At 69.4% G+C, this 26849-nt stretch carries 20 protein-coding genes and 1 pseudogene; 13 read left to right on the top strand and 8 right to left on the bottom strand.

Features of this window, described 5'->3' with window-relative positions; all coding sequences use genetic code 11:
* Positions 1 to 126: 126 nt before the first annotated feature.
* The gene (locus ACZ5IK_RS42645) at positions 127 to 1002 is read right to left on the bottom strand and encodes a helix-turn-helix domain-containing protein (RefSeq protein WP_465492925.1); all 876 of its coding nucleotides are present in this window, start codon (positions 1000 to 1002) and stop codon (positions 127 to 129) included.
* Between the two features lie 87 nt (positions 1003 to 1089).
* On the opposite strand from ACZ5IK_RS42645, the gene ACZ5IK_RS42640 reads away from it, so the two are divergent.
* The 3 genes from ACZ5IK_RS42640 to ACZ5IK_RS42630 are packed head-to-tail and all read left to right on the top strand — an operon-like array spanning position 1090 to position 4211.
* Entirely contained in the window at positions 1090 to 2259 is a 1170-nt protein-coding gene (locus ACZ5IK_RS42640; RefSeq protein WP_465492924.1) for a hypothetical protein, read from the top strand.
* Between the two features lies 1 nt (position 2260).
* Entirely contained in the window at positions 2261 to 3040 is a 780-nt protein-coding gene (locus tag ACZ5IK_RS42635; RefSeq protein WP_465492923.1) for an SDR family oxidoreductase, read from the top strand.
* A 10-nt stretch (positions 3041 to 3050) separates the two neighbouring features.
* The gene (locus ACZ5IK_RS42630) at positions 3051 to 4211 is read left to right on the top strand and encodes a sulfotransferase family protein (RefSeq protein ID WP_465492922.1); all 1161 of its coding nucleotides are present in this window, start codon (positions 3051 to 3053) and stop codon (positions 4209 to 4211) included.
* Positions 4212 to 4283: 72 nt separating this feature from the next.
* Here the strand turns inward: ACZ5IK_RS42630 and ACZ5IK_RS42625 are convergent, their stop codons facing one another.
* Both ACZ5IK_RS42625 and ACZ5IK_RS42620 read right to left on the bottom strand, forming a co-directional pair.
* Entirely contained in the window at positions 4284 to 5969 is a 1686-nt protein-coding gene (locus ACZ5IK_RS42625; RefSeq protein WP_465492921.1) for an EAL domain-containing protein, read from the bottom strand.
* Positions 5970 to 6040: 71 nt separating this feature from the next.
* Positions 6041 to 7168, bottom strand: a complete 1128-nt coding sequence (locus tag ACZ5IK_RS42620) for a lycopene cyclase family protein (protein ID WP_465492920.1) — start codon at positions 7166 to 7168, stop codon at positions 6041 to 6043.
* Positions 7169 to 7211: 43 nt separating this feature from the next.
* Between ACZ5IK_RS42620 and ACZ5IK_RS42615 the strand changes: the two genes are divergently transcribed.
* The 5 genes from ACZ5IK_RS42615 (at position 7212) to ACZ5IK_RS42595 (ending at position 14820) form a co-directional block, all read left to right on the top strand.
* Complete coding sequence (locus ACZ5IK_RS42615) at positions 7212 to 8774, top strand: deoxyguanosinetriphosphate triphosphohydrolase family protein (RefSeq protein WP_465492919.1); 1563 nt, start codon at positions 7212 to 7214, stop codon at positions 8772 to 8774.
* A gap of 238 nt (positions 8775 to 9012) precedes the next feature.
* Positions 9013 to 11901 (top strand): S8 family serine peptidase, encoded by a 2889-nt coding sequence (locus tag ACZ5IK_RS42610; protein ID WP_465492927.1) that lies wholly within the window; start codon positions 9013 to 9015, stop codon positions 11899 to 11901.
* Between the two features lie 90 nt (positions 11902 to 11991).
* Complete coding sequence (locus ACZ5IK_RS42605) at positions 11992 to 12660, top strand: acVLRF1 family peptidyl-tRNA hydrolase (RefSeq protein ID WP_465492918.1); 669 nt, start codon at positions 11992 to 11994, stop codon at positions 12658 to 12660.
* Positions 12661 to 12803: 143 nt separating this feature from the next.
* Positions 12804 to 14432 carry an ABC-F family ATP-binding cassette domain-containing protein gene (locus ACZ5IK_RS42600; RefSeq protein WP_410605766.1) on the top strand — a complete coding sequence of 543 codons (1629 nt, stop codon included), beginning with the start codon at positions 12804 to 12806 and terminating at the stop codon, positions 14430 to 14432.
* Positions 14433 to 14610: 178 nt separating this feature from the next.
* A complete protein-coding gene (locus ACZ5IK_RS42595; RefSeq protein WP_003071237.1) occupies positions 14611 to 14820 on the top strand; it encodes a helix-turn-helix domain-containing protein in 210 nt (69 codons plus the stop codon).
* Here the strand turns inward: ACZ5IK_RS42595 and ACZ5IK_RS42590 are convergent, their stop codons facing one another.
* Positions 14821 to 16116, bottom strand: a complete 1296-nt coding sequence (locus tag ACZ5IK_RS42590; protein ID WP_465492917.1) for a glycosyltransferase family 87 protein — start codon at positions 16114 to 16116, stop codon at positions 14821 to 14823.
* 145 nt (positions 16117 to 16261) lie between these two features.
* Here ACZ5IK_RS42590 and ACZ5IK_RS42585 point away from each other — a divergent pair, with 145 nt between their 5' ends.
* The gene (locus ACZ5IK_RS42585; protein ID WP_465492916.1) at positions 16262 to 18127 is read left to right on the top strand and encodes an ABC transporter ATP-binding protein; all 1866 of its coding nucleotides are present in this window, start codon (positions 16262 to 16264) and stop codon (positions 18125 to 18127) included.
* Between the two features lie 100 nt (positions 18128 to 18227).
* Here the strand turns inward: ACZ5IK_RS42585 and ACZ5IK_RS42580 are convergent, their stop codons facing one another.
* Positions 18228 to 19376 (bottom strand): serine hydrolase domain-containing protein, encoded by a 1149-nt coding sequence (locus ACZ5IK_RS42580; protein WP_465492915.1) that lies wholly within the window; start codon positions 19374 to 19376, stop codon positions 18228 to 18230.
* Positions 19377 to 19470: 94 nt separating this feature from the next.
* Positions 19471 to 20199: a sugar isomerase domain-containing protein gene (locus tag ACZ5IK_RS42575; RefSeq protein WP_020637136.1), complete on the bottom strand. Its 729-nt coding sequence runs from the start codon at positions 20197 to 20199 to the stop codon at positions 19471 to 19473.
* A 130-nt stretch (positions 20200 to 20329) separates the two neighbouring features.
* On the opposite strand from ACZ5IK_RS42575, the gene ACZ5IK_RS42570 reads away from it, so the two are divergent.
* The 4 genes from ACZ5IK_RS42570 (at position 20330) to ACZ5IK_RS42555 (ending at position 24414) form a co-directional block, all read left to right on the top strand.
* Positions 20330 to 21025: an alpha/beta hydrolase gene (locus ACZ5IK_RS42570; RefSeq protein WP_465492914.1), complete on the top strand. Its 696-nt coding sequence runs from the start codon at positions 20330 to 20332 to the stop codon at positions 21023 to 21025.
* Between the two features lie 24 nt (positions 21026 to 21049).
* Positions 21050 to 22312, top strand: coding sequence for a class I SAM-dependent methyltransferase (locus ACZ5IK_RS42565; RefSeq protein ID WP_465492913.1), 1263 nt, complete (start codon positions 21050 to 21052; stop codon positions 22310 to 22312).
* A gap of 127 nt (positions 22313 to 22439) precedes the next feature.
* A complete protein-coding gene (locus ACZ5IK_RS42560) occupies positions 22440 to 23606 on the top strand; it encodes an LCP family protein (protein ID WP_236781097.1) in 1167 nt (388 codons plus the stop codon).
* Between the two features lie 277 nt (positions 23607 to 23883).
* Complete coding sequence (locus ACZ5IK_RS42555) at positions 23884 to 24414, top strand: GNAT family N-acetyltransferase (RefSeq protein ID WP_465492912.1); 531 nt, start codon at positions 23884 to 23886, stop codon at positions 24412 to 24414.
* Here the strand turns inward: ACZ5IK_RS42555 and ACZ5IK_RS42550 are convergent.
* A pseudogene (locus ACZ5IK_RS42550) lies at positions 24411 to 24868 on the bottom strand (peroxiredoxin). The gene ACZ5IK_RS42555 and the pseudogene ACZ5IK_RS42550 sit on opposite strands and share 4 nt — an antisense overlap.
* Positions 24869 to 24885: 17 nt before the next feature.
* Positions 24886 to 26703, bottom strand: coding sequence for a putative bifunctional diguanylate cyclase/phosphodiesterase (locus tag ACZ5IK_RS42545; RefSeq protein ID WP_465492926.1), 1818 nt, complete (start codon positions 26701 to 26703; stop codon positions 24886 to 24888).
* Between the last annotated feature and the right edge of the window lie 146 nt (positions 26704 to 26849).

The following is a 26849-nucleotide window of genomic DNA, read 5'->3' as shown; positions in this document are numbered from 1 at the left end:
AGATACGACAAACTCGCCGTCCGCTACGACACCACCGTCACCATCGCCGCGATCAACGAATGGCTCTGACATCTGAAACAGGCCCTAGTTGCGGTAGTTGCACGCGCAAGGACCGCAACTAGAGGACTAAACGCGGGAGAGGCCGCCGGATTCGGCGGTGACGGCGTCGGCGGTCGCGACCAGTGCCGCGCCTCGGCGCGCGATCTCGGCGCCGGTGATCGGCTCGCCGACCGACAGCGTGAGCACCAGTTCTTGCCGTCCGGAGGCGTCGAACGTCGGCGCCGCCAGCAGGCTCACCGCGTGTTTGTGGCGCGGTTCGAGATCGGCGCCGAGGTAGACGCGCTCGCCGAGGCTCGAGACGAGCTCCCCGACCAGGCCCCGCACCTCCGGCGGCAGTTCCTCCGCGCCCACCCCGGCCATCAGGGCGTAAAGCCGCCGTCCCGCGGAGGTCAGGCTTTCCACCAGGTAGCCGTGTTCGCGGCATTCGGCGACGACGCGGCGCAGGTGCGCTTCGTCCAGCCGCACCGGCACCGCCGGGGGCTTCGCGAGCCACGCGTCGAACGCCGCGTCGGAATCCCACAGCACGTACATCAGCCCGACCGGCGGCGCGAACGGATAGGTCTCACCGAGTTTGACCCGGCCGGGGCCGGCGCTCTGCAGCATCAGGATCCGGTCGCCGACCACGGCCGACGCCGTGCACGTGGCGCCGTATCGCCTGCTCAGGTCCTCCAGATGCCGCCGCGCGACCTCGCTCGCGCCGAAACCCTCGCCCGCGACGCGCCCCGCGGCGATCATCGCCGGCCCGAGCCGGTAGGTGACCGGACGCGGATCCCGGACCAGGTAACCGCCCGCGGCCAGTTCGGTCACGATGCCGAGGCAGGTCGGTTTTGTCAGGTCCAGTTCGCGCGCGAGTTCCGAGAGGCCGAAGCGCCGTCCGGGGCGCGCGGCGAAGAAGTCGAGCAGCCGCACGACCCGCTCGGTGGGCGGAGAGCGCCGAGTCATTGACCCATCCTTAGAACGCGTTCTAGTCTGTTGTCGCGAAGAACGTACCAAGTCGGTACGTATTTGTACCAGCATGAGGAGTCGCCGGTGCTCACTCAACCGTTCGCGGACGCGATCGTCGAAGCCGAGAAGGTCATCGCGGAGGCGCCGCACATCCGGACCGAACAGGACCTGGTCGAGGGCTACGACTACCTCGCCGGAAGCATCCGCGCGTCCCTGCAGATGGCGTGGGCCTACGAACGGGACTATCCGTACTTCACCCAGTCCACCGGGCCGTACACGAAGATGGGCCTGGACAACCCGGACACGCTGTACTTCAACGCGAACATCCGCGAGGACCACGAGTACGTCGTCACCGGGACGCGGGGGAGCACGGCGGACCTCAGTTTCCAGGTCCTCAACGGCGACTACTCGCCCGTGGAGGTGCCGGACAGTCTCGCCGCGTTCGACGATCGCGAGATCGAGATCGCCGAGGACGGCTCGTTCGAACTCCGCTTCGGACCGGCGAAACCCGACCCCGGCACCAACTACTTCATCCTCGGCCCGGGTTCGTCGATGCTCGTGGTACGCGAGGTTCACAGCGACTGGGCCACCGAACGTCGCGGCACGATCCAGATCCAATGTGCTGACACCGCGGGTGGCTCACCCGCGCCGCTCACCCGCGACGTGCTGGCCAAACGCTACGGCGTCACCGGCAAGATCCTGCTGAGCAGGCTACGGACCTTCCTCGCCTTCCCGAAGTGGTTCTACCTGAACCTGCCGGTCAACACGATGACCGAACCGCGTCCTACGCCGGGCGGCCTGACCACGCAGTATTCCTCGGCCGGGCATTACGAACTCGGCGACGAAGAGGTCATGATCGTCACAGTGCCGCGCTCGGACGCGCCCTATCAAGGCATCCAGCTCGGCAGCATCTGGTATCTCTCGCTGGACTACATCAACCACCAGACGAGCCTCACCGCCGACCAGGCGCGCGTCGACCCGGACGGCAAGATCCGGTTCGTGATCAGCGAACGCGACCCGGGCCTGGCCAACTGGCTCGAACGGACCGGTCACGATCGCGGGTACGTCCAGATCCGGTGGCAGCGGCTCTCCCGCGCGCTGGAGGTGGCCGACGGTCCCGAGGTCGAGGTGGTGAAGTTCGGCGAACTCGCCGACAGGTTGCCGTTCCACGACGAGGCGCGCGTGACCCCGGAGGAATGGTCAGACCGGATCTCGGCTCGCCAGACGGCCGTCGCGTCGAGGATGCTGGGCTGACATGGACCTCCTGAAGGACAAGGTGATCGTGGTTTCCGGCGTCGGGCCGGGGCTCGGCAGGTCCATCGCCGTGCGCGGTGCCGCCGCGGGTGCCGACGTGGTTCTCGCCGCCCGCACCGAATCCCGGCTCGCGGAGGTCGCCAAGGAGGTCGACGCGCTCGGCCGCCGCGCGGTCACCGTGCCCACCGACATCACCGACGACGCTTCGGCCGCGAACCTCGCCGAAGCCGCGTTGAAGGCGTTCGGCAGAGTGGATGCGTTGGTGAACAACGCTTTCGCCATCCCGCCGATCATGGATCTCGCCGACGTCGACCTGGCCGACGTCCGGGCGGGCTTCGAGACCAACGTCCTCGCCGCGCTCCGGCTCACGCGACTGTTCACGCCCTCGCTCGAAGAGAGCGGCGGTTCGGTGGTGATGATCAATTCGGCCGTGCTCCGGCATTCCCGGCGGACGTTCGGCGCGTACAAGATGGCGAAGTCGAGCCTGCTCGCGCTCGCGCAGAGCCTCGCCTCGGAGCTCGGGCCGCGCGGGATCCGGGTCAATTCCGTGGCGCCCGGCTATATCTGGGCGGACTCGCTGAAGTGGTATTTCGCCTATCTGGCCAAGGAACGTGGCGTGACGCCGGAGCAGGTGTACGCCGAGACCGCGGAGACGATCGACCTGCGCCGTCTGCCGGAGCCGGACGAGATCGCCGACACCGTCGTGTTCCTGGCCTCGTCGCTCGCCCGGTGCGTCACCGGCCAGTGCCTCGACGTCAACGCCGGTGAATACCACCACTGAAGGGGAAAGCATGCTGCCAGGTCGGGAAAACGTCGGCACGGTGGAGGATCTCCACGCGTCGGCGGCGAAACTCACCGGACTGGACGATTTCGGTGGCGAAGACCATCTCGAAGGCCTCCGCGTACTGCTGGATTCCTACGTCGGCGAGGCGGGTTTGACCCCGTACGGCAACAAGATCCATCGCACGTTCCTGCGGGGTGCTCTGGTGGCGAGGTCGTTAAGCGAGGCGTCCTGGAAACAGCATCCGGAGTACGCCGGGGTTCCCGTCGAGCGGCCCATTTTCGTCACCGGCCTGCCGCGCACCGGGACCACGGCACTGCACCGGCTGCTCACCGAGGATCCGGCGCACCAAGGCCTGGAGGTCTGGCTGACCGAGGTGCCGCAACCGCGGCCGCCGCGTGAGACCTGGGCGGAAAACCCGGTCTTCCAAGGGATCCAGGCGGGTTACGAGAAGCACCACGTCGAGCATCCCGAGTTCATGGGCCTGCACCATATGTCCGCGGGCCAGGTCGAGGAATGCTGGCAACTGCTGCGGCAGTCGCTGAAATCGGTGTCCTACGAATGCCTCGCGCACGTGCCGTCGTACTCGCGCTGGCTGGACGGCCAGAGCTGGACCGACGCGTATCGCAGGCACCGGCGCAATCTGCAGCTGATCGGCCTGCCCGACGCCGGGCGCCGCTGGGTGCTCAAGAACCCGAGTCATCTCTTCGCGCTCGACGCTCTGCTGGAGGTCTACCCGGACGCGCTGATCGTCCAGACCCACCGCGCGCCGAGCACGATCATCGCGTCGGTGTGCAGTTTGAACGAACAGGCTTCGGCAGGCTGGTCCGACGTCTTCCGCGGCGATGTGATCGGCCGTGACCAGCTGGAGCTGTGGGCACGCGGCGCGGAAAGGTCACTCGAAGCCCGGGCACGGCACGATCCGGCGCAGTTCTGCGATGTCCGGTACGAGGATTTCGTGGCCGACCCGATCGGCACCGTCGAGGGCGTCTACCGGCACTTCGGGCTGCCGCTGAGCGGCGAAGCCCGGGACGCGATGACCGTCGTGCACGCCGAAAGCCGTTCCGGGGAAAGGAAACCCGTGCACCGGTACGACCTCGCGGACTTCGGGCTCACCGCGGGCGAGGTCGACGAACGCTTCTCCACCTACCGCGCCGCCTGCGCTCTTTGACGTTCCGCGTTTCGTCCTCTAGTTGCGGTAGTTCGTGCTCCCAACTACCGCAACTGGAGGACGAAACGCGGGCTAAAAGCCGGCGGCGGCGCGTTGGGCGGGGAGACCGCGGGTGGTGATCCCGCGCAGCACCTCGACGCGTTCCGACCCCGGCCGCCCGAGCACCCAGCTCGACCCGGGGACCTCCTTGGCGCGCTTCTTCAACGGCGCCAGGAGCCGGGAAGCGTCCTTGTAGGACCGGATCGCGCCGTTCCCGCAGACCAGGGTCGCGAGGGAAACCGTCACCGGCAGCTCGTCGGCCGACCACGCCGTGTCCAGCAGCGCGGCGGCGATCGTGCCGATCTCGTCGACGTCGCAGGCGATCAGGAAATCGTCCCCGCCGACGTGGCTGACGCGCATCCGGCGCAGCCGGGACTCCAGGTCGGTGAGCGTCCGGCCGAGCGTGCGGATCAGGTCGTCGCCCGCGGCGAACCCGGCGGTGTCGTTGACCGTCTTGAACGAGTCGACGTCCAGCCAGGCCGCGACGAACGGCTCCCGCGCGTTGATCCGGCGGTCGACGTCCCTCGCGACGGCGTCACTGCCGGGCAGGCGCGTCAGCGGGCTCAGCGAGACGGCCTCCTCGACCTTCGCCTCCGCCACCCCGCGGAGGACCTCGTTCACCAGCACCACGCCGACGCACCGGCCGCGGTCGTCGACCACCACGACGTCGTCGCCGGTCCGGCTCCAGTCCGCGTCGGTGACCAGTTCGAGGAACTCCAGCGCGCTCGCGTCCGCGTGGATGGTGTGCGGCCGATCGGCGAGCCGCGACGCGGGCCGTTTGGCGTGCAGGGCGTGGCCGTACAACCCGGTGACCGCGACCAGGAACCGCGTCCGGTCGATCGACCACTGTGGACGGTGCCGGTCGTCGATGCCGACGATGCCGCTCGGCCCGTCCGCGGCGGCCAGGACCTCGCGCACGTCGTCACAGGTCGCGGCTTCCGGCAGGGTGGTCGCGGGCCGGAGGAAGTCGCCGACGCGGCGGGCGCGCGCGGTGCCGGGGATGAACGGGCCGGGCGCGTCCGGCGCGGGCAGCGGCGCGTGGTTGCCGTCGGGCGGTGCGAGCAGGTTGCCCTGCGCGATCCGCACCCCGAGCCTGCGCGCGGACTCCAGCTGCTCGGTGGTCTCGAGCCCGGTCGCGACGAGCCGGTTGTCGGTGCGCGAGGCGAAGTGCAGCACCGCCTCGACCACCGCGACGGCGGCCGGGTCGTGCGGCAGGCCGCGCAGCACGCTGCGGTCCAGCTTCACCAGGTCGATCGGCGCGGAGGCGAGCAGCGTGAGCGGGAGGTCGCCGCGGCCGAGGCCGTCGAGCGCGAGCCGGAACCCGAGGTCGGTCAGCCGCCGCATCCCGCTGAGCAGCTGGTCGGCGGGGACCTGGGAGAACGGCGGCCCGATCTCCAGCACGACGTCCCTGGTCCGGCGGCCGGACAGGCTGAGCGCCTCGGTCAGCGGGTCGAACCGGGACACGGGTGCGGCCAGGGTCCGCGCGGACAGGTTCAGGTGCAGGGGGAGGGTGGTCTGCGGCTCGTTCTGCTGCCGGACGGCTTCGGCGGCCAGGCCGATGTCGACCTCGGCCAGCTTGCCGCTGCGCCGGGCGTCGGCGAGCAGTTCGTGGGCGGTGCCGCGGCCCGGCCGCGCCAGGGCTTCGAACGCGACGACGCCACCGGTGTGGAGGCTGTACAACGGCTGGTAAGCGAAGCGGACCGCGATCTGCAACGTCACGTTCGTATGGTCGCCGGACGCGGCGGGAAGCGAAACACGTGTCAACTGATGTTCATCATGGCTGCACCGGGTTACCTAGAACGGCGTAACGCACGCCACCCGATCAGGTGTTTTCTCACCGGCCATGGCGCCGTTCGGAAAAGTGTCGACATCGCTTCGGTGGTACCCGGAAGGTCTTCGCGACCGGTGGTGAAGGCCCGCTGGAGCCCGATGGGCAGCGTGAAGAAGTGATCGAAGAACACCGGGACCAGTTCGGGTGGCATCCCGCACAGCGCCCGCAGCCCGTGCCGCCGCAATCCGTGCACTGCGCGGGCCGAGGCGGGCCACAGCGCCCGGTGAGCGGCCGACGCGGCCTCGGCGGGTCCCCGGTCCCATGCCTCGGCGATGGCGTCGGCGACCGGTCCCGCGAGCCGCATCGAGGTCGCCACGCTGTACCCGGTCGCCGGATGCACCAGACCGGCGGCGGCCCCGAACGGCACCGTCCGGCCGCGCCGGGGCACCGGCACGTCGAGCACGATGCGCACGCGTTCCTCGCGCCCCCGTGAGGTCAGCCCGGCAGCCGTCAGGCGGGCACGCAGCCGCGCCGCGAGGAGTTCCAGCGGCAGGCCGGGCTTGCGTGCCAGCGAGGTTTCCTCGACCAGGACCGTGCCGTCGCCGAGCGGCAGCACGTACAGGAAGCCCTGTTCGCTGCCGCGCCAGTCCATGAACACGGCGGTGTCCGGGCTGTCGACCAGCCGCAGCGCGTCCTCGGCGGGGAGGACGGCGCCGAACGCCGTCTGTTCGTACCGGTTTCCCCGCGGCCGGGCGCCGGAGGCGTCGACGTACAGGCCGGCCGCGAGGACCCGTCCGTCCTCGAGCCGCACCGACGAACCCAGCCGTCCGTGGTCGACGCCGGCCACCGTCCCGGTGAAGACGTCGTAGCCGCCGACCAGCCACGCGCGCAGACCGGCGTTGTCCACGACGAGGTACTGCCTGTCGAGGACGTGCGGTCCGGTTCCGAAAGCGAGTGTCCTCGATGGAGCACAGGCGACGGCGCTCTCGGGCAGCGACGGCAGTTCGTCGGCCCACAGCCCGTAGGTCGCCCGCCAGCGCCTGCCCGGCACCGGGTCGATCAGGATCGTCGACAGGCCCCGCCGCGCGCAGGCACGCGCCAGCGCCCGCCCTGCCGGGCCGCCGCCCGCGATCACCACGTCCGCCACCTGGGCAGTGTCTCAGGGCGTCCCGACGGATACGGTGTGACGCATGGAACAGACGGACCCGAGGGCGTGGCGGCGAGACCCGGAGAGCGCGAGCGCCGGGTTCAGCGATCTGGCCACGAGCCCGTTCCGGATCGACCGGGACCGGATCGCCGCGTCGCCGTTCTTCGCCCGCCTCGGCGGGGTGACCCAGGTGGTCAGCGCCGGCGGTTCCGGGCTGCTGCACAACCGGCTCACGCACAGCCTCAAGGTCGCGCAGGTCGCGCGCGCGATCGCCGAGCGGATCAACGCGAGCAGCGATTCCGCCGAACTCGCCGCGAAACTGGGCGGCTGCGATCCGGACGTCGCCGAGGCGGCCGCGCTCGCGCACGATCTGGGGCATCCGCCGTTCGGGCATCTGGGGGAGCAGACCCTCGACCGGATCGCCCGGCACCGCTTCGGCCTCGCCGACGGATTCGAAGGCAACGCGCAGTCGTTCCGGATCATCACCACGACCGACGTGCGCGGCCCGTCCGCTTCCGGGCTCGACCTCACCACGGCGGTGCGCGCCGCGGTACTGAAGTACCCGTGGGCGCGGCTGCACGTGCCCGATCCGCATCCGACGTCGATGGACGTCCAGCCGCGCGGCGCGGCCGAGCCCGCCGACGCCCCCGGCACCGGCGCGAGCAAGTTCTCCGCCTACAGCACCGAACTCGACGACTTCGCCCAGGCGCGGGCGCCGTTCGACGGCCGGATCGAACCCTGGCAGCAGACCGTCGAGGCGTCCGTGATGGACACCGCCGACGACATCGCCTACGCCATCCACGATCTCCAGGACTTCCACCGGATCGGCGTCCTGCAGCACGCGCCGGTCGCGGCCGAATTCACCGGCTGGATGAACCACGCGCTGGACCTGGCCGGGCTCGACGACGCGACCTTGACCGCCGAACGGCGGCTTCCCGGCCGTTCGCTGGAACGGCTGCGCCGCCGGATGCACGCCAAGGACGGCTGGATCGTCGATGACGACGCCTTCACCAGTGCCGTCGCCCGTGTTCGCGCCGAACTCGTCGACGGCCTGCTCGCGACCGGATTCGACGGTTCCATCGAGGCCGAACAGGTCACCGCGGCCTTCTCCTCGAAGTGGACGGCGCGGCTCGTCGACGGTGTGCAGGTCGTGCCGTCGCCCTCGACCCGGACAGGGCACCTCACGCTGCGGCCCGCGCAGTGGCACGAGGTGCAGGTACTGAAATTCGTGCACCGGCGGTTCGTGCTGCTGCGCCCGGAACTGGCCCTGCACCAGCGTGGACAGGCGAGCCTGGTGACCACGCTGGTCGACGCGCTCGACGCGTGGCTGCTCGACCGCGACGAGTTCTACCGGCTCCCGCGACGCCTGCACGATCTGGTGGAACTGGCGCGGTCGGAGTTCAACGACCTCGCGCGGAGGTCGCCGGAGCTGCTCATCGGAGCGACCGGGGAACCGGTCACCGGCGCCGACGCCGTGCGCGGGCTCGCGCGCGGCCGGGCGGTGGTCGACTTCGTGGCGTCGCTGACGGACAAACAGGCGGTGACCCTTTTGGACGGCTTGTCCGGTCGCGCTTCGCAGCCATGGTCGGACTCGTTCGTCCTTTGAGGCCGGTGCTCCAGCACACCGTGACCATACGATTACGCTGATCGGCCTACCTTCTGCGGCCAAAAACGGAAAATCCCCATCTGACGTCACTCGAACGGCCTCTGCCGACGGTGCACGCGCGGTACTTAGCTTGATCCAGCCGGTGATCGCCGGTATTTGGTCAGCGTGAGTCGGGGCACGCGCCTAGGAATCGGAGGCGCACGTGCGTCCAACCCGTTCTAGTAGGAGAAGAAGAACGATCCTGACCGCGGGCACCGCGGCGCTCGTCACCGCGCTCGGCCTGGTCGGCCCGCCCGTCTCGGCGGCGGAATCCGCCCAATCCCCGGACGCTTTCTCGGAGAACACCGTCCGGCAGATCGAGGCCCTGCAATCGATCAAGAAGGGACAGCAGACCGGTGAGTCCAAAGTGGACAGCCGACTGCTCGTCGAACAGAAACTCCGCGCTCAGCGCATGTCGGCCTCCGCGGTTCCCGCACTGGGGTCTGGGGCGAATGTCTCCGCGGCCGGCACCGTGCTCGTGGACATCCGGGGCCAGGTCTCCGAAGGGCTCCTGAAGAGCTTGCGTGAATCCGGTGCGGGGATTCGCGCGGTTTCCGAGCACTACGGCAGCATCCGTGCCGAAGTGCCGCTGAACGCGGTCTCGGCGATCGCGGGCCGCGAGGACGTCAAGAAGGTCGAAACCGCCAACGAGGCGTTCACCGCCCGCCAGCTCGCCGAGCCCGCCGCCGCGGGCAACCAGGCGAAGCGGGAAAGCAAGGAAGAGAAGGCCGCCCGGATCGCGGACGAGCTGAAGAAGGCCGTCGAGGCCAAGGGCCAGGTCGGCATCGCCGCCGGGCCGGTCAACAGTGAAGGCGACCGCGCGCACAACGCCGACACCGCGCGTCAGCAGTTCGGCGTCACCGGGGTGGGCACCAAGATCTGTGCCCTGTCCGACGGCGTCGACTCGCTCGCGACCTCGCAGGCGCGCGGCGAACTCCCCGCAGGCGTCGACGTGATCCCCGGCCAGGAGGGTGACGGCGACGAGGGCACCGCGATGCTCGAGATCATCCACGATCTCGCGCCGAACGCGTCGCTCGGTTTCGCCAGCGCGTTCAACTCCGACGCCAGTTTCGCCGACAACATCCGCAAACTGCGTTTCGACGCGCACTGCGACGTGATCGTCGACGACGTCCTGTACTTCAAGGAATCGCCGTTCCAGGACTGGATCATCGCCCAGGCCGTGAACGACGTGACCGCCAACGGCGCGCTGTACTTCTCCTCGGCCGGTAACGAGGGCAACGTCGCCGACGGCACCTCGGGCCACTGGGAAGGCGACTTCGTCGATTCCGGCAAGGGCGTCGGCAAGTTCGCCGGTACCGCGCACAACTTCGCCGGTGCCGCGGGCAACCAGATCTTCCAGCCGATTTCGAGCGCGTCGCCGGCGGTGCCGGTCACGCTGTTCTGGTCGGACCCGCTGGGCCGCTCGAACAACGACTACGACCTGTATCTGCTGAACGCGGCGGGCAACGTCGTCGACTTCAGCCAGGACGTCCAAACCGGGACCCAGGACGCCTACGAGCGGGTGGACACCCCCGCGGGCGGCGGTGCCGGGTTGCGGCTGGCCATCGTCAAGTTCTCCGGTGAGGGCCGCTACCTGTCGCTGTCCGCGCTGCGCGGTCGCTTCTCCGACTCGGCCGACGGCCTGAAGGCCTACACCAAGCCCGGTGTGACCGTGGGCCACTCGGCGGCGCGGGACGCGTTCAGCGTCGCGGCGGCCCCGGCGGCCAAGGCGTTCCCGCGTGCCCTCGAACCGGGCGACCCGGCCAACCCGGCGGGCCCGTTCCCCGGTGCCTTCGGCGCGACCACCAAGGTCGAAAGGTTCACTTCGGACGGTCCGCGGCGGATGTTCTACCAGGCCGACGGCACGCCGATCACCCCCGGCAACGTGTCCGGGACCGGTGGTGAGGTCCGCGCCAAGCCGGACATCACCGCGGCCGACGGCGTCTCCACCAGCGTCACCGGCTTCACCACCTTCTACGGCACGTCGGCCGCCGCGCCGCACGCCGCCGCGATCGCGGGCCTGGTGCTCTCGGGCAACCCGGGGCTGCCCCCGGCCGACGTGCGCGAGGCGCTGATCAACACCGCCGTCGACATCCTGGCCCCGGGCCGTGACCCCTCCAGCGGCGCGGGCGTCATCCTCGCCGACAAGGTGCTCGCGTACACCGGTGCCAGCCCGCAGCCGCTCGCGACCGCGGGCCAGCCGACGGTCACCCCGGCCGACGGCGGTTCCGCGCTCGACCCGGGCGACACCGCCAAGGTGACCCTGCCGGTGACCAACCGCGGTGACGGTGTCGCGTCGTCGACCAGCGTCGTGCTCAGCAGCCCGACCCCCGGTGTCACGGTGGCGCCGCGGTCGAAGTCGTACGGCACGATCAGCCCCGGGCAGACCGGCGTGAACGACTTCACCATCACCGTTCCCGCCACGCAGGAACTGGGTGTGCCGGTGGTGCTGAACGCGCGAGTGACGTTCGCGGGTTCGTTCTCGCCGACCACGTCGACGTTCTCGCTGCCCGTCGGCACGCCGTCGCCGGTGACGCGGGACTTCGCCTACGCCGGTGACGCGGTGGCGATCCCGGACAGCGATCCGACCGGCGCGACCGTGCCGATCACGGTGAGCGGTGTCGGGCGCGCGTCGAAGCTGACGTTCTCGATCGACGGGGCCACGTGCAACACCGACCAGACCTCGACCACGGTGGGCATCAACCACTCGTACGTCGGTGACCTGGTCGGCACGCTGATCGCGCCCTCGGGCGCCAAGGCGACCGTGTTCCAGCGAGGCGGCGCCGGGGGCAACAACCTCTGCCAGGTCGTCTTCGCCGACACCGCGGCCGCGCTGTTCAGCTCCGTGTCCGCGGCGAACGCGCCGTTCACCGGGACCTACAAGCCGGTTCAGGCGCTCGGCGGCCTGACCACCGGTACGGCGGCCGACGGTGTCTGGAAGTTCACCGCGGTGGACGTCGCCGGTGGCGACACCGGGTCGATCCGCTCGATCTCCTTGCACCTCAACGGTTACGTTCAGCCCGGGGTGGCCGAGCGGCCCGCGGGCGTCGGGAAGTCGGTCGGGAAGGGGCCGGTGAAGCCGGTCTAGCCCGTTCTTTCGGAAGCGCGTGAAGGCCCCCTTCCCTCGACTGAGCCGAGGGAAGGGGGCCTTCACGCGCATGCAGCGTAGGTTGAGCGTATGGCGAAGGAGCGGCAGGTAGCCGGAGGCGGCAGGGCGGTCGAAGTCGCCCCAGACCGCCTCGAAGGCTGGTACGCCCGCTTCGCCGTCCGCAACGAAGGCGTCCGCGAGACGGAACTGAGCCCCGACACCGTCAAAGTCACCGCGCACAACGGCGTCGTCGCCGTCGCGACCGTCCCTTTCGGACCGTTGGAGGCCGAGGGGACCGTGACCGGACTGGCCATCGGGCCGCTCGTCGGCCACGCCCTGATCTCGCGGAGGATCGCGCTCCTGCTGGTGCGGCGCGGCGGTCACAGTGTCGGGATCACGCGCGGGGGAGTGGTCGTCCAATCCAGGACGGACCGCCATCTCGTCCAAGGTCGATCCGCGGCGGGCGGCTGGTCGCAACAACGCTTCGCCCGACGCCGGGAAGGGCAGGCGCGCGTCGCGCTCCGGTCCGCCGCCGAGGACGCCTACGAAGTGCTCGTGCCTCAACTGTCCGAAGTGGACGCCGTCATTCTCGGCGGTGACCGGCGAGCACTGGAAACACTGCGTGAGGACCGGCGGCTGGCGCCGTTGTTCCAGCGTGCCGAACCCCGCGTTCTCGACATCGCCGAACCGCGCCGGACGGTGCTCGACGACGCGGCCGAGCGGGCCGTCGCGGTGGAGATCACGCTGCACGGGCCGTGACGTCGGGCACGGTCGGATAAATCCGCTCGACACCGGCCCGTACACTGATCGCGTGGACATCCTCTTGGAGTGAGCTCCTCGCCTGCCCGACGGCAGGCGAGTCGAAGCTGTCCACCCAATCCACCCTTTTACCGGGAGTTCCCGTGATCACGGCCTCTGGCCTGCAGCTGCGCGCCGGCTCGCGCATTCTGCTCGACGAAACCAACGTCCGCATCCAGCAGGGCGACCGCATCGGCCTGGTCGGCCGCAACGGCGCCGGCAAGACCACCTCGCTCAAGGTGCTGGCGGGGGAGGGCGAGCCGCACGCCGGCGAGGTCCGCCGCAGCAGCGAGCTCGGCTACCTGCCGCAGGATCCGCGTGAGGGCGACCTGTCCGTCACCGCGAAGGACCGCGTGCTCTCCGCCCGCGGCCTCGACTCGTTGATGCGCAACATGGAAAAGGCGCAGACCGCGATGTCGGAGCTGGTGGACGACAAGGAGCGAGACAAGGCGATCAACCGCTACAGCCGTCTCGAAGAGCGCTTCGCCTCACTCGGCGGGTACGCCGCCGAGAGCGAGGCCGCGCGGATCTGCTCGAACCTCGGCCTCGCCGACCGCGTGCTCGCGCAGACGCTGCAGACCCTCTCGGGTGGACAGCGCCGCCGCGTGGAGCTGGCCCGGATCCTGTTCGCCGCGGCCGAGGCCGGCGCCGGCGGCAAGTCCGAGACGATCCTGCTGCTCGACGAGCCCACCAACCACCTCGACGCCGACTCCATCAACTGGCTGCGCGGGTTCCTGAAGCAGCACGACGGTGGTCTCGTGGTGATCAGCCACGACGTCGAACTGCTCGGCGACGTGGTCAACAAGGTGTGGTTCCTCGACGCGACCCGCGGCGAGCTGGACCTGTACAACATGGGCTGGCAGCGCTACCTCGACGCGCGGGCCACCGACGAGAAGCGCCGCCGCCGCGAGCGTGCGAACGCCGAGAAGAAGGCGGCCACGCTGCAGCAGCAGGCCGCGAAACTCGGTGCGAAGGCGACGAAAGCGGTGGCCGCCAAGAACATGGCCCGCCGCGCCGAGCAGATGCTGTCCGCGCTCGACGAGACCCGCCAGGCCGACAAGGTCGCCCGGATCAAGTTCCCCGAGCCCGCGCCGTGCGGCCGGACCCCGCTCACCGCGGAGGGGCTTTCGAAGTCCTACGGTTCGCTCGAGATCTTCACCGGAGTCGACCTCGCGATCGACCGCGGTTCGAAGGTCGTCGTACTCGGATTGAACGGTGCCGGAAAGACGACTTTGCTCCGGCTGCTCGGCGGAATGGAAACTCCGGATACCGGCGAGACCATTCCGGGTCACGGATTGCGTTTGGGCTATTACGCACAGGAACATGAAACGCTCGACCACGACGCTTCCGTGTGGGAAAATATCCGTCACCTCGCGCCGGACACCGGAGCGCAAGAGCTGCGGAACCTTCTCGGGTCGTTCCTCTTCACCGGCGAGCAGCTCGATCAGACCGCCGGCACGCTCTCCGGCGGCGAGAAGACGCGGCTCGCGCTCGCCGGTCTGGTGTCCAGCGCTGCCAACGTTTTGCTGCTGGACGAGCCGACGAACAACCTCGATCCGGCCAGCCGCGCCCAGGTCCTGGACGCTTTGCGCAGCTTCGCCGGGGCCGTCGTCCTGGTGACGCACGACCCGGGCGCGGTCGAGGCGCTGGAGCCGGAACGCGTGATCCTGCTGCCGGACGGAACCGAGGACCATTGGTCCGCCGATTATCTGGAACTTGTCCAGCTTGCGTGAGCTCTGCGTCCGTTCGGGTGCTTGATCGATGCCATCCGGCCACTGAAATGGCCCAATGTGATCGCGGTTTCAGCAGTTTTGCGCTCGTCGTCTGGCATTCCGGCGCTCAGTGTTCGATCATTGCGGCGACAGGGGCCGCTATGTGGCCCAGAACACTCTCGGCGGGAAGGCGATCGACGTGGCTGATCTCAAGAAAGGCGCGCGGATCACCGGCAACACGCGTGACAAGCTGGCCGCTGACCTGAAGAAGAAATACGAGAAGGGCTCGAGCATCCGCGCCCTCGCGGAGTCCACGGGTCGCTCGTACGGGTTCGTGCACCGGGTTCTCTCGGAATCCGGCGTCCAGCTGCGTGGTCGCGGTGGTGCCACCAGGGTCAAGAAGAAGTAGTCACGAAGAAGTAGCGGACTGCTGCGCGGGGGGCGCAGTTCCCTTATCGGGAACCGCTGTTTCAGAGGATTCACTGGCGGCGAAGGCCAGCCTGGCACCGAGCAGGACCAGCGGATACACCAGGTAGCCGTACCTCGTCGCCGGGGTGAGCAGGATCAGCGCGCCGAGTCCGACGGCCATGCGCAGCAGCGCGTCCGAGCCGGTCGTGGGAGGTCGGCGGATCAGCCAGATCAGGATCGCGACGGCCGCGATCCCGAGCAGGGCGAAGGAAATCGCCGTGCCGACAGGGCCGAGTGAGGCGATGAGGCGCCCGGGCAACGGGCTCGCCGCGGGTGACTCGACCACGCCCATTCCCAGTGGGAACCGGAAGACGTGCTCGACGAACGCCTTCGGGTCCACGAGATAGACCGGTATGTGCAGGACCAGGGTCGTCACCACGAGTGCCGCGGTGAATCCACCCAGTGCGCGAGGACCACGCCGCGTGAGCAGCAGGACACCCAGCACGACCACCGCGGGCGCGACGATGAGTTTCGCGCTGATCACCAGCGCCAGCACGAGACCCGACAGGACCGCGCGTCCGCTCGTGGCCAGCGCGAAGGACAGCACCAGCAGGCCCACGATGGCCAGATCCGGGCCCGCCACGGCCCAGGTCAGCGCGGTCAGCGGGCAGGCCAGGGCGAGTTGTGCGGCGCTCACCGGGACTTTCGGCCACTTCAGCAGCCGCAGGGTCAGCAGTACACATGCGACGGCCGCCAGCGCGAACATCCAGCGTGCGTCGGTCAGGGCATTGGCGACCGGCCCGCCGCCGAACAGCGCGCGCGGCAGGCCGAAGACCGTCATCACCGGACCGTATGGCGTGTAATCGTTTACTACCGCCGCGCGACCGAGAGCGGTCACGTCGACGTACGGGGTCCCGTTCTCCAGAAGGAGTTTCGCCGACCGCTCGATCACCCAGACCTCGGGCTGGGCGGCCCACGAGACCGGCGTGATGAGCCAGTCCACTCCGGTCAGACGGCGAATGACGAGCATTCCCAAGGGAAGGATCATGGCGAACAGCCCGATGGCTCCGATACCTACCCACCGCGAGCCGAGCGGGCCACGCGGCCGCTCGCCGCGGCGGGCGGCGATCATCAGCCAGCTGGTGTGGACCACCGCGAGGCCGTAACCTGCGACAGCGAAATTGGCCCACACGCGGTATCCGTAGAACTCCGCGACGGCAGTGTTCACGCCCGCGAAGATCAGGCAGCCGACGTAGAAGACCAGGTCGATGGTCAGCTGTCGCGAGTCCTTGGTCACCGGCTCAGGCTACCGACGCGGTGATGCCCGCCGGAAAGAGGACGCGGAAACCGGGAAGGATCCCGTGTCCTTCGGTGTTGGTGCTGGTTATATCCGGGAAAAATCTCGACTAATGTCGAGGTTTGGTGGGGGCGAGGAGAGAGTCATGGACAACACCTGGACGCTGATGAACTCGGCGATGAAGTCGGCCGACGTTCCGAAAGGGCTGCACAAGGGGACGCTCCGCCGCGTCGCGAGGTTCGCCAGGCCGCACTGGCGGAGGTTGCTGATATTCCTGGTGCTCACCGTCATCTCGGCGGTGCTGGCGGTGAGCACGCCGGTGCTGGCCGGGAAGGTGGTCGACGCGATCATCGGCGGGCACGACGTCTCGCTGGTGGTGTGGCTGGCCGTGGTGATCGCCGCGCTGGCGCTGATCGACGCCGGACTCGGGCTGGCGGAGCGGGCGCAGTCGTCGAGGATCGGTGAAGGGATCATCCTCGACCTGCGGGTCGCGGTGTACGGGCACGTGCAGCGGATGCCGGTCGCGTTCTTCACGCGCACCCGCACCGGCGCGCTGGTGAGCAGGCTCAACAATGACGTCATCGGCGCGCAGCGCACGTTCACCGCGACACTGTCCGGTTTGGTCACCAACGTGATCCAGCTCGTGCTGTCGCTGGTGGTCATGATGACGCTGTCCTGGCAGGTCACCCTGCTCGCGCTGGTGCTGCTGCCGGTGTTCATCCTGCCCACGCGGCGGCTCGGCCGGAAGATGGCCGGACTGCAGCGCGAGGCCGGGCAGCTCAACGCGTCGATGACCACGCAGATGACCGAGCGGTTCTCCGCGCCGGGCGCGACGCTGGTGAAGCTCTTCGGCGACCCCGGACGGGAAGTCGGCGACTTCGGCGCGCGGGCCGGGCGGGTGCGCGACATCGGGGTGCGGACGGCGATGCTGACGCGCTGGTTCCTGACCAGCCTGACCACGGTCTCCGCGCTGGCGCAGGCCCTGGTCTACGGGCTGGGCGGCTACCTCGCGCTGACCGGGGCGCTCGCGCCGGGCACCGTCGTGGCGCTGGCGTTGCTGCTGACCAGGCTGTATTCACCGTTGACCGCGCTGGCGAACGTCCGGGTGGACGTGATGACCGCGCTGGTGTCGTTCGAGCGGGTCTTCGAGGTGCTCGACCTCAAGCCGATGATCGAGGAGAAGCCCGAGCCGCGTCGCGTGCCCGACGGTCCGGTGTCGGTGGAGTTCTCCGATGTCCGATTCGGCTACCCCGCGGCGGACCGGTACTCGCTGGCGTCGCTGGAGGACGTGTCCACTTTGGATCACCGGGGCGGTGACGAGGTGCTGCACGGCATCACCTTCCGCGCCGAACCCGGGCAGATGGTGGCGTTGGTCGGTTCTTCCGGTGCGGGCAAGTCGACGATCGCGTCGCTGCTCCCGCGGCTCTACGACGCCGACGCCGGGTCGGTCCGCCTGTCCGATGTGGACGTTCGTGAGCTGAGTTTCGCCTCGCTGCGGGAAACCGTCGGTGTGGTGACCCAGGACGGGCACCTCTTCCACGAGACGATCCGGGCGAACCTCGAGTACGCGCGGCCCGGTGTCACCGACGAGGAGATCTGGTCGGCGCTGGACCGTGCCCGGCTTGCCGAGCTGATCCGGGAGCTGCCGGACGGGCTGGAGACCGTCGTGGGGGAGCGGGGCTACCGGCTCTCCGGCGGGGAACGGCAACGGCTGACCATCGCGCGGCTCCTGCTGGCGCAGCCGCGGGTCGTCATCCTCGATGAGGCGACGGCGCATCTGGATTCGCAGTCCGAGGCGGCCGTCGGCGAGGCGCTGACCGACGCGCTGGACGGGCGGACCGCGCTGGTCATCGCGCACCGGTTGTCGACGGTGCGGGCGGCGGACCAGATCCTGGTGATCGAGCACGGGGAGATCGTCGAGCGGGGGACGCACGAAGAGCTTCTCGCGCGCGAAGGGCGCTACGCGACGCTGTACCTGACGCAGTTCTCGGAGGAGCCTGCGGTGGCGTGACCGGATGCTAGGAAAGGCCCGCCCGCTCAGGAGTGTCATGAAAGGGGCTTTCAGGACGAAAAACGTCCTGAAAGCCCCTTTCATGACACTTGAGGGGAGATCAGGCGAGCGCGGGTGAAGCGAAGGTCGCGTTCACCAGCGCCATCTTGCGCGGATCGTCGCGCAGGAGCGGGCCCATCCGGTTCATCGTGTAGCCGAACGCGATCCCGCTCTCGGGATCCGCGCCGCCGGACGAGCCGCCGAGCCCGTCGTGCCCGAAAGCCTTCGGGTTCGGCCCGAAGCCGCGTTCCTCGCTGCCGAGGTAGAACCCCAGCGCCCATTCGTTGCCGAGTCCGCCGACGAGGTCGGCCTCGCGGCCCTGCCCTTCTCGGGCTTTGGCGAGGGCCTGGTCCGAGAGCAGCCGCCCCGAGGCGAGAGCGCCGTAGATCGTCGCGATGGCCCGGGCGGTGCCGTGCCCGTTCAGCGCGGGCAGGATCGCGCGCCGCCACTCGGGGTCGTTGGCGTCGCGGCCCTGGACGCGCGGGTTCGCCAGCGCGGCGAGGGCGGCCGGGCCGGCGTTGGCGAACGCCTGCGTCAGCGCCGTCTTCATCTCGGCGCTGAGCACGGGCTCGACGAGGGTGGAGCATCGGGCGAGGTCGTCGTCGGAGGTCAGGCCGATCTGGAAGTCCGCGTCCAGCGGACCGGCGACGTGCTCGGCGAAGTACGCGCGGACGTCCTGCCCGCCGACCCGGCGGATCACCTCGCCGACGAGGAAGCCGAACGAGAGCGCGTGGTAGCCGCTGGCCGTGCCGGGTTCGAAGAGCGGCGCCTGCGCGGCGAGCAGGCCGGTGATGTGGTCCCAGTCGTACAGTTCCTCGACGGTCACCTGCCGATCGAGGCCGACCCCGGTCACGCCGGAGCGGTGCGAGAGCAGCCAGCGCACCGGGATGTCCCGCTTGCCCGCCGCCGCGAACTCCGGCCAGTACCCGGCCACCGGCGCGTCGAGGTCGAGAAGGCCGGCGTCGGCGAGGTGATGCGCGCAGAGCGCGGTCATGCCCTTGGTGGTCGACCAGACGTTGGTGAGCGTGTCCGCCCGCCACGGGGTCGTCCGGTCCGGATCCGCCCAGCCCGCCCAGAGGTCGACGACGGTCTCGCCGCGATGGGTCACCGAGAACGCCGCGCCGAGCTCGTCGCGCAGGGCGAAGTTCTCTTCGAAGGCGGCTCGGACGGGTTCGAAGCCCGCCGCGCATTCACCGTGGATCTCGGTCATGGACACGGGACCTCCTGCGGACACCGACCGGTCGGTATGTGACCGTAGAAGGGCCGCGCGGACGAGTCAAGGGGCTCGTCCGCGCGGGCCTCGGCTACCGGAGGGCGGGAACCCGCGCGCCGTACTTGGCGAGCAACGCGGCGTTGGCCTCGTCGCCACCGTCCACGTTGGAACTGCGCCACAGCGGGATGTCGACACCCTGCGCCGCGCCGAGGTCCACGACCTCGGCGAGCACCAGGTTCCACAGGAACGCGTTGATCACTGTGGACAGTGGCGCGGTCCGGGGTGCCTCCGGCGGGTAGCTCGAGTCGCCGGGACGCACGTGGGAGTCGAGCACGATGCTGGCTTCTTCGATCAGCGTCGTCGCCGCGCGCTTCGGCGCCGCGGCCACGGACGCGGCCGAACTCACCGCGATGACCGACGCGCCGCGGGCGCGGGCACCGGCGGCCAGTTCGACCGGGTACGGGTTCACCCCCGAGGTCGAGAACACCACCAGCAGGTCGTCCGGCCCCGGCGCGCGTTCGGCCAGCACCTCCTCGGCGAGCCCGGAGCGGCGTTCGGTCTTGGTGCTGTGCTGCGCGCCGTGCAGCGGCAGCAGCTCGGGGTGGTAGACCGGGTACACGCAGGCGAGGCCGCCCGCGCGGTAGAAGGTCTCGGCGACCGCGGCCAGCGAATGACCCGCTCCGGCGGTGAACACCAGGGCGTCGGCCCGGATGACCCCGAGGATCAGTTCGGCCGATTTCCGGATCTGCTCCGCGTTACCCCGTTCGGCCTCCGCGAGCCGTTCGGCGACGTCTGCATAACGTTCGGTGGTGCTCACCACATCCGCCCTTCCGTCTGGAGATCAGCGACGAATGTATCGCGTGGACCAATGGCCGAAGTGGAATACATCGGGTCATGATCGAGGTTGACCCGATCGCTGCGGCCGGGTTTCGGAGACTGGAGGGTCCAGGGTGAGCGAGGCTGATCCCGCGGTGCGGACTTGGCGAGCACGCGGCCAGGCGAAAGCCGTGGTGCTGGTCCTGCACGGCGGCGCGGAGCACAGTCATGCCCGCGTGGCGCCGTGGCGGCTGGCATACCAGCGGATGGTGCCGCTGGCGAAAGACGTCCACCGGGCGGGCAAGGAGCACGGGGTCGAGGTCCGGCTCCTGCGCAACCGGGTCTACGGGTGGAACGACCACGGCACCGATGCGCTCGCCGACGCGCGCTGGGCCTTGGAGCGGATCCGCGAAGACCATCCGGGCTCGCCCGTGGTCCTCGTCGGCCATTCGATGGGCGGGCGGGTCGCCCTGCGCGTCGCCGACGATCCGGCTGTCGCCGGGGTCTGCGCGCTGGCACCGTGGACACCACCGGGTGAACCCATTGGCGCCGTCCGCGGTCGTGCCGTGCTCATCGCGCACGGGACCAAGGACCGGATGACCGATCCGGTGGCCTCACACGCTTTCGCGGAACGCGCCGAAAAGGTGACATCGCGGTCCGCGCGGTTTGAGATCGGCGGTGAAGGGCACGCGATGCTACGAAGGTCTCGCGTCTGGAACCGTCTCGTACGGGCTTTCACCCTTGAGCTGATCGAAGCCGGGGGAAAAGACGAAACACTGAGCGCGGCCTGGGACCGGCCGAGCTCCGAGCGGCTGCGGATCCCGGTCTAGACCGGGCGGGAGGGAGCACCTTTTATGTCCACGTCAAGCATCGATCGGACCGCAGGCCCGTCCGGTCTGCCCACCCCCGACGAGTCGCGGTGGCCGGGATTGGCCACCCCGCCGCATTCGCCGTTCCGCGCGCGGATCGCCGAACAGCTGTTCTGCCGCGCGGTGCATCCGCTGAACGTCCGGGTGCGGATGCCCGACGGTTCCCAGCTCGGCTCCGGCGGTCCGGACGCGCCCGAGATGCGCATCAACCGTCCTGCAGCCCTTTTTCACCGCCTCGGTGTCGACGCGAAGATCGGGTTCGGCGAGGCCTACATGGTCGGCGACTGGACGAGCGACGCGCTCGCCGAGGTGCTGACCCCGTTCGCGGAGCGGATGGCGACGCTCATCCCGCCGCTGCTGCAACGGTTCCGCCGGTTCGTCGACCGCGGCCACCCCGTGGAAGAGGAGAACACCATCGAGGGATCGCGGGCGAACATCCATCGCCACTACGACCTCTCCAACGACCTTTTCGGCGCGTTCCTCGACCCGTCGATGATGTATTCGTCGGCGTTGTTCGGTCCCGACGACGATCTCACCACCGCCCAGCACCGCAAGATCGACAGCGTCCTCGACTACGCCGGGGTCCGCGAAGGCAGCACGGTGCTCGAGATCGGCACCGGATGGGGCGAACTGTCGATCCGGGCGGCCGCGCGCGGGGCCAGGGTGACGTCACTGACCATTTCCGAGGAACAGGCTGCGCTGGCGACGGAACGCATCGCCGCGGCGGGCTACTCCGACCGGGTCGACGTCCGGCTGTGCGACTACCGCGACTCCAGTGGCGAATACGACGCGGTGGTGAGCGTCGAGATGATCGAGGCGGTCGGCGAGTCTTACTGGCCGACGTTCTTCGAGACCATCGGGAAGCGGCTGAAGCCGGGCGGCCGGTTCGGCCTCCAGGCCATCACCATGGACCACGAACGCATGCTCGCCGCGGCCCGTTCGTACACGTGGGTGCACAAGTACATCTTCCCCGGCGGGCTCATCCCGTCGACCACCTCGGTCGAACAGGGCATGCTGGACCACACCCGGCTGAAACTGCAGGGAGTGCGCGAGTTCGGCCAGGACTACGCGCACACGTTGCGGCTGTGGCGGGAGAGGTTCACTCATCGGTGGGACGAAATCACCGAACTGGGCTTCGACGACGTCTTCAAGCGGATGTGGGAGTTCTACCTGGCGTATTCCGAAGCGGGCTTCCGTTCGGGGTATCTCAAGGTCCACCAGTTCGGCTTCGCCGACGACGGGCGGTGAACGCCACCCAACCGATGCGGGGTGCCGCACGTCCTTCACCTAGGGTCTGCGGTTGACTGGGCCCCACACGCGAAATCGGGACGGGTGATTCGGCATGACGTATGGAGGCGACGACCGAGGGCGACGGATGCCGCCACAGCGGCCGCCGTCCGGCCGCCCCCGGCGGCACCAGCCCGCGCAGATGATGCCCCTGCCGGGCCGGGGGAGCAGCCCGTACGACGAGCGGACGGCGCCCATGGGGCACGGAGGCGCCGAGCGTCCCGCCGGTCCGCCACCGCGCCGTCCGGGGCCCCCGCCGGGCCGCCCGATGGACGGCGCGCGCCCGCCGCGGCGACGCAAGCGCTTCGGCTTCGGCAAGGTGCTGGTCACGTTGCTGACCGTGTTCGTGGTGTTCCTCGCCGGAGTGTGGGTGTACCTGGAGTTCTCCATCAACCGCGTCGACGCGCTGGCCGACTACTCCGGCCGCCCCGTCGCGGCCGAGGGCACCAACTGGCTGATCGTGGGCTCCGACAGCCGGGACGGGCTGACCCCGGAGGAGCAGGAGAAGCTCGTCACCGGTGACGTCAAGGCCGCCGGCGGCGGCAAGCGGACCGACACCATCATGATCGCGCACGTCCCGGACAACAGCACCAAGCCGACGCTGCTGAGCCTCCCGCGCGACTCGCAGGTGGCCATCCCGGGGCACGGCAAGAACAAGATCAACGCCGCGTTCTCGATCGGCGGCCCCGTGCTGCTCGCGCAGACCGTCGAAGGCGCCACCGGCCTGCGGATCGACCACTACGCCGAGATCGGGTTCGGCGGGTTCGCCAAGATCGTCGACGCGATCGGCGGGGTCAACATGTGCGTCGAGAAGCCGATGGAGGACACCCTCACCGGCATCAAGATCCCGGCGGGCTGTCAGGACCTCCAGGGCCCGCAGGCGCTCGGCTTCGTCCGCATGCGGCACAGCGAGGCCACCCCGCGGTCGGACCTCGACCGTGTCGCCAACCAGCGGAAGTTCATCGGTGCGCTGGTCAGCGAGATCGGCAGCCCCGGCACGCTGCTGAACCCGTTCTCGCTGTTCCCGCTGCTGTCCACGGCGCCCGACGCGCTGACGATGGATTCGGGCGACCACGTGCACAACCTGGTCGGGCTGGCGCTGGCGATGCGCGGGATCTCGTCGGGCGGCGTCGTCACCACGACGGTCCCGGTGACCAACGGCTCGGCGGAGAACTGGGACAAGACCAAGTCGAAGCTGCTTTTCGACGCTTTGAAGAACGACACGGAGATCCCGGACAGCGCGATTCTCACCTGATCCGTGGTGTTCCGGACGCTATGAAAGGCCCGTTACTTGCAAAATTTGCAAGTAACGGGCCTTTCATAGCGTTGGGGAGCGGGTGTGACCCCTGCTCTCCGGCGGTGGTTGCTGTGACTGGTGGGCCTCGGTGACCACGAAGCCGCCTCGCCAAGTGTCATGAAAGGGGCTTTCAAGACGAAAAACGTCTTGAAAGCCCCTTTCATGACATCCGTACGGCTCGCCCGGCGCGCGAAAACCGGAGGCGTCCGGAGCGACGGCGAGGCACCATGGGGCGATGGAAGCGCCCGCCGAAACCCTCGCCGACGACGTCGTCGTCCTGCGCCGCTGGAAGCCGGAGCAACTCGACACCTTGGCCGCTGTCGCGGGGGACTCCGCCGAGCATCTCGGTGCTTGGCAGATCTGGGCCACCAACGGCTACGGCCGCCGAGAAGCCGCCAACTTCCTCGAAACCACCGCGCGCAACTGGGCCGAAGGCAAGACCTACGACTTCGCGATCTTCGCCGACGGTGACGTCGTCGGTGCCTCGGGCATGATCACGCATCCGGACCGGATCGAGATCGGCTACTGGCTCAGCCGTCACCACACCGGCCGCGGCCTGGTGACGAGGGCCGCGCGGCTGCTGACCGCCGAGGCATTCCGGCTCGGTGCGCCCGAGGTCGAGATCCGGCACGACGAGGAGAACGTCGCGAGTGGCGCCGTGCCCGCGAGGCTGGGGTTCACGATGACCGGTGAGGAAACCGCCGAGCCGCCGTTCGCCCCCGCCTGCGCGGGCGTCAACCGGATCTGGCGGCTCAAGCGTCCTTAGGCTTGCCGTTCGCGCAGGGCCGCGAGTGCCTTGTCGGCGTGCACGGTGAACTTCAGTTCGCTCTTGATCACTTCGAGGACCTTGCGGTCGGTGTCGATGACGAACGTGTGCCGTTTGGCGTGCAGCGGACTGAACTTGCGCCACACACCGAACTGTTTCGCCACCACACCGTCCACATCGGACAGCAGGGGATAGTCGAAGCCGTGTTTGGCCGAGAACTCCTGCTGTTTGGCGACGGCGTCCGGGCTGATGCCGACGCGGTGCGCGCCCAGTTCGGCGAATTCCGCGGCGAGGTCGCGGAAGTGGCAGCTCTCGGCGGTCAGTGACAAGCCATCATCGCGGCAGGGTAGAAGAACAGCACGACGGGGCCGGACGAGAGGAAGTCCGACAGCGTGCGCTCCTCGCCCTTGTCGTCGGGCAGGGTGAAGTCCGGGGCGATGTCACCTTGGTCCATGACGGGATCCTGTCACGTCAGTGGGCGTGCCGTTCGATCAGCTCGTCGACCTCGTCCCCGGTCGCGGAATCGGCGACGAACGAACCGCGTGCCGCGAGCACGCCGTGCCGCCGCAGCCGCTCGGCCTGTTCGTGGCTGCGGACGCCCTCCGCGCCGATCCGCAGTTTCAGCTCCTTGGCCCTGGTGACCAGCTGGCACAGGTGACGGACGTCTGCCTCGTCCTCGCCGTCGGCCAGCGCGTCGATCACCGCGCCGGACAGGATCACGTGACGGACCGGGAGCCGGTGCTGCGGGATCAGTTCCAGATCTGCCGAGCCGGAGATGGTCAGCACCAGCTGGGCGCCCAGATCGGACAGCACGGCGAAGGAGTCCAGCACCTCGCCGCGCGGGTCGAGCACGGACTCTCGGTCGGTGCACAGCCGCAACGCCTGCGCGGGCAGGCTGTGCCGATCGAGCTGCTCCTTGACCAGCATCACCAGATCGGGGTCGATGGCCAGCCGGTTCGGCAGCCGCACGCAGACATCCGGTGCCGCGTCGCCGAACCGCTGCCGCCAGCGCGCGGTGGCGGCGAGCGATTCCGCCAGCAGCCACCGGCCGAGCGGGATGGTCATCCCGGTGGTCTGAGCCAGCGGATAGAACTCGTCGGAGTCCAGTTCGCCCTTCTCCGGGTGGGTCCAGCGCAGCCCCGCGTTCACCGCGGCCAGCTGGTCCGGGTTCGCGAGCTTCACCGTCGGCTGGTAGATCAGCGAGAACTCGCCGTTCTCCAGCGCGCCCGCGATGACCGCGCCGAGCTGATAGCGCCCGCGGTCACGCGCGTCGAGCTCCGGGTCGAACAGCATCCACTGCGCCTTGCCCGCCTCCTTGGCGCGGTGCAGCGCGATCTCCGCGGCCCTGAGCAGGTCCTCCGGTCCGCCGTCGGCGACCGGGCGGACGACGATGCCGGCGCTCGCGCTGACCCCGATGCCGTGCCCGCCGAGGTAGATCGGCTCGACCAGTTCCTCCAGGGCCTGCTCGACGAGATCGATCACCTGAGGCGAGGTGAACTCCCCGCGCAGCAGGACGGCGAACCCGTCGCCGGACAGCCGGGCGACGGAAGCGTTGTGCCTGCCGGAGAACACGGCCTTGAGTTTGGTCGCGACCCCGCGCAGCACCTGGTCGCCGACGCCGGCGCCGAGACCGTCGTTGATCACCTTGAAGCCGTCGACGTCGAGATAGACGAGCGCGATCTGCTCGCCGCCGGATCCGGCCAACGCGGTTTCGAGGGCGTTGCCGAACGCGGTGGCGTTCGGCAGGCCGGTCAGCGCGTCGTGCACGTTCTGGTGCAGCAGTCGTTCCTGCAGCAGGTGGATCTCGTTGGCGTCGGAGACCATCAGCACCGGGTACGCCGAGCCGGGCCGGTCGCCGGGGAGGTCGGTCAGGGTCACGTCGACCCAGAGCGCGCCTTCCTCGGTGTGGTCCAGCAGCAGGCGTTCCTGCTGGGTCGGCTGGCTGAGCTTCATGAGCTGGGAGAGCCCGTTCCGCAGCCGGGAGACGTCGTGGTCGGCCGAGCCGAGGTCGGCGATGTTCCGTCCGCGCAGCGCCGACGGGCGGCAGCCGAGGAGTTTGCCGAGCGCGACGTTCGCCTCGACGATCCTGCCGTCGGAGTCGGCGAGCGCGATCCCGATGGGAGAGGCGGAATAGAGCTTGGAGAACCGCAGCAGAGCGGGCTTGTGGTCGGGCTCGGTCCGGACGGCGTCCTGGGCGACGCCGAGCAAGAGTCGTTCGAGTTGCTCCTGGGGAAGCGATACTCCTTTAGTGTCAGCGAGCGTCGCGGCCCATCTCCGAGCGACGTCCACCAACCCTGGCGCGGAACCAGGCTCAGGCACACTTCACCTCTTCATGCGCGGTTTATGGCCAGCTCAGACCGGGTGTCCGAGCCCACGGGCCCACACTAGGTATGAGCCGACCGGGAGTAGTGCCACGGCATCATGCTCGATACGGG

Source organism: Amycolatopsis sp. NPDC031561, assembly GCF_055580625.1.
The sequence above is the reverse complement of the archived record's forward strand: the minus strand, read 5'-3'. Positions and strand labels throughout refer to the sequence as shown.

What these genes read in the sequence shown, in the direction of transcription:
- ACZ5IK_RS42645 (WP_465492925.1), bottom strand. Translation starts at nt 1,002, where the DNA reads ATGACTCGGCGCTCTCCGCCCACCGAGCGGGTCGTGCGGCTGCTCGAC.
- ACZ5IK_RS42635 (WP_465492923.1), top strand. Translation starts at nt 2,261, where the DNA reads ATGGACCTCCTGAAGGACAAGGTGATCGTGGTTTCCGGCGTCGGGCCG.
- ACZ5IK_RS42630 (WP_465492922.1), top strand. Translation starts at nt 3,051, where the DNA reads ATGCTGCCAGGTCGGGAAAACGTCGGCACGGTGGAGGATCTCCACGCG.
- ACZ5IK_RS42615 (WP_465492919.1), top strand. Translation starts at nt 7,212, where the DNA reads ATGGAACAGACGGACCCGAGGGCGTGGCGGCGAGACCCGGAGAGCGCG.
- ACZ5IK_RS42605 (WP_465492918.1), top strand. Translation starts at nt 11,992, where the DNA reads ATGGCGAAGGAGCGGCAGGTAGCCGGAGGCGGCAGGGCGGTCGAAGTC.
- ACZ5IK_RS42585 (WP_465492916.1), top strand. Translation starts at nt 16,262, where the DNA reads ATGGACAACACCTGGACGCTGATGAACTCGGCGATGAAGTCGGCCGAC.
- ACZ5IK_RS42580 (WP_465492915.1), bottom strand. Translation starts at nt 19,376, where the DNA reads ATGACCGAGATCCACGGTGAATGCGCGGCGGGCTTCGAACCCGTCCGA.
- ACZ5IK_RS42565 (WP_465492913.1), top strand. Translation starts at nt 21,050, where the DNA reads ATGTCCACGTCAAGCATCGATCGGACCGCAGGCCCGTCCGGTCTGCCC.
- ACZ5IK_RS42560 (WP_236781097.1), top strand. Translation starts at nt 22,440, where the DNA reads ATGCCGCCACAGCGGCCGCCGTCCGGCCGCCCCCGGCGGCACCAGCCC.
- ACZ5IK_RS42555 (WP_465492912.1), top strand. Translation starts at nt 23,884, where the DNA reads ATGGAAGCGCCCGCCGAAACCCTCGCCGACGACGTCGTCGTCCTGCGC.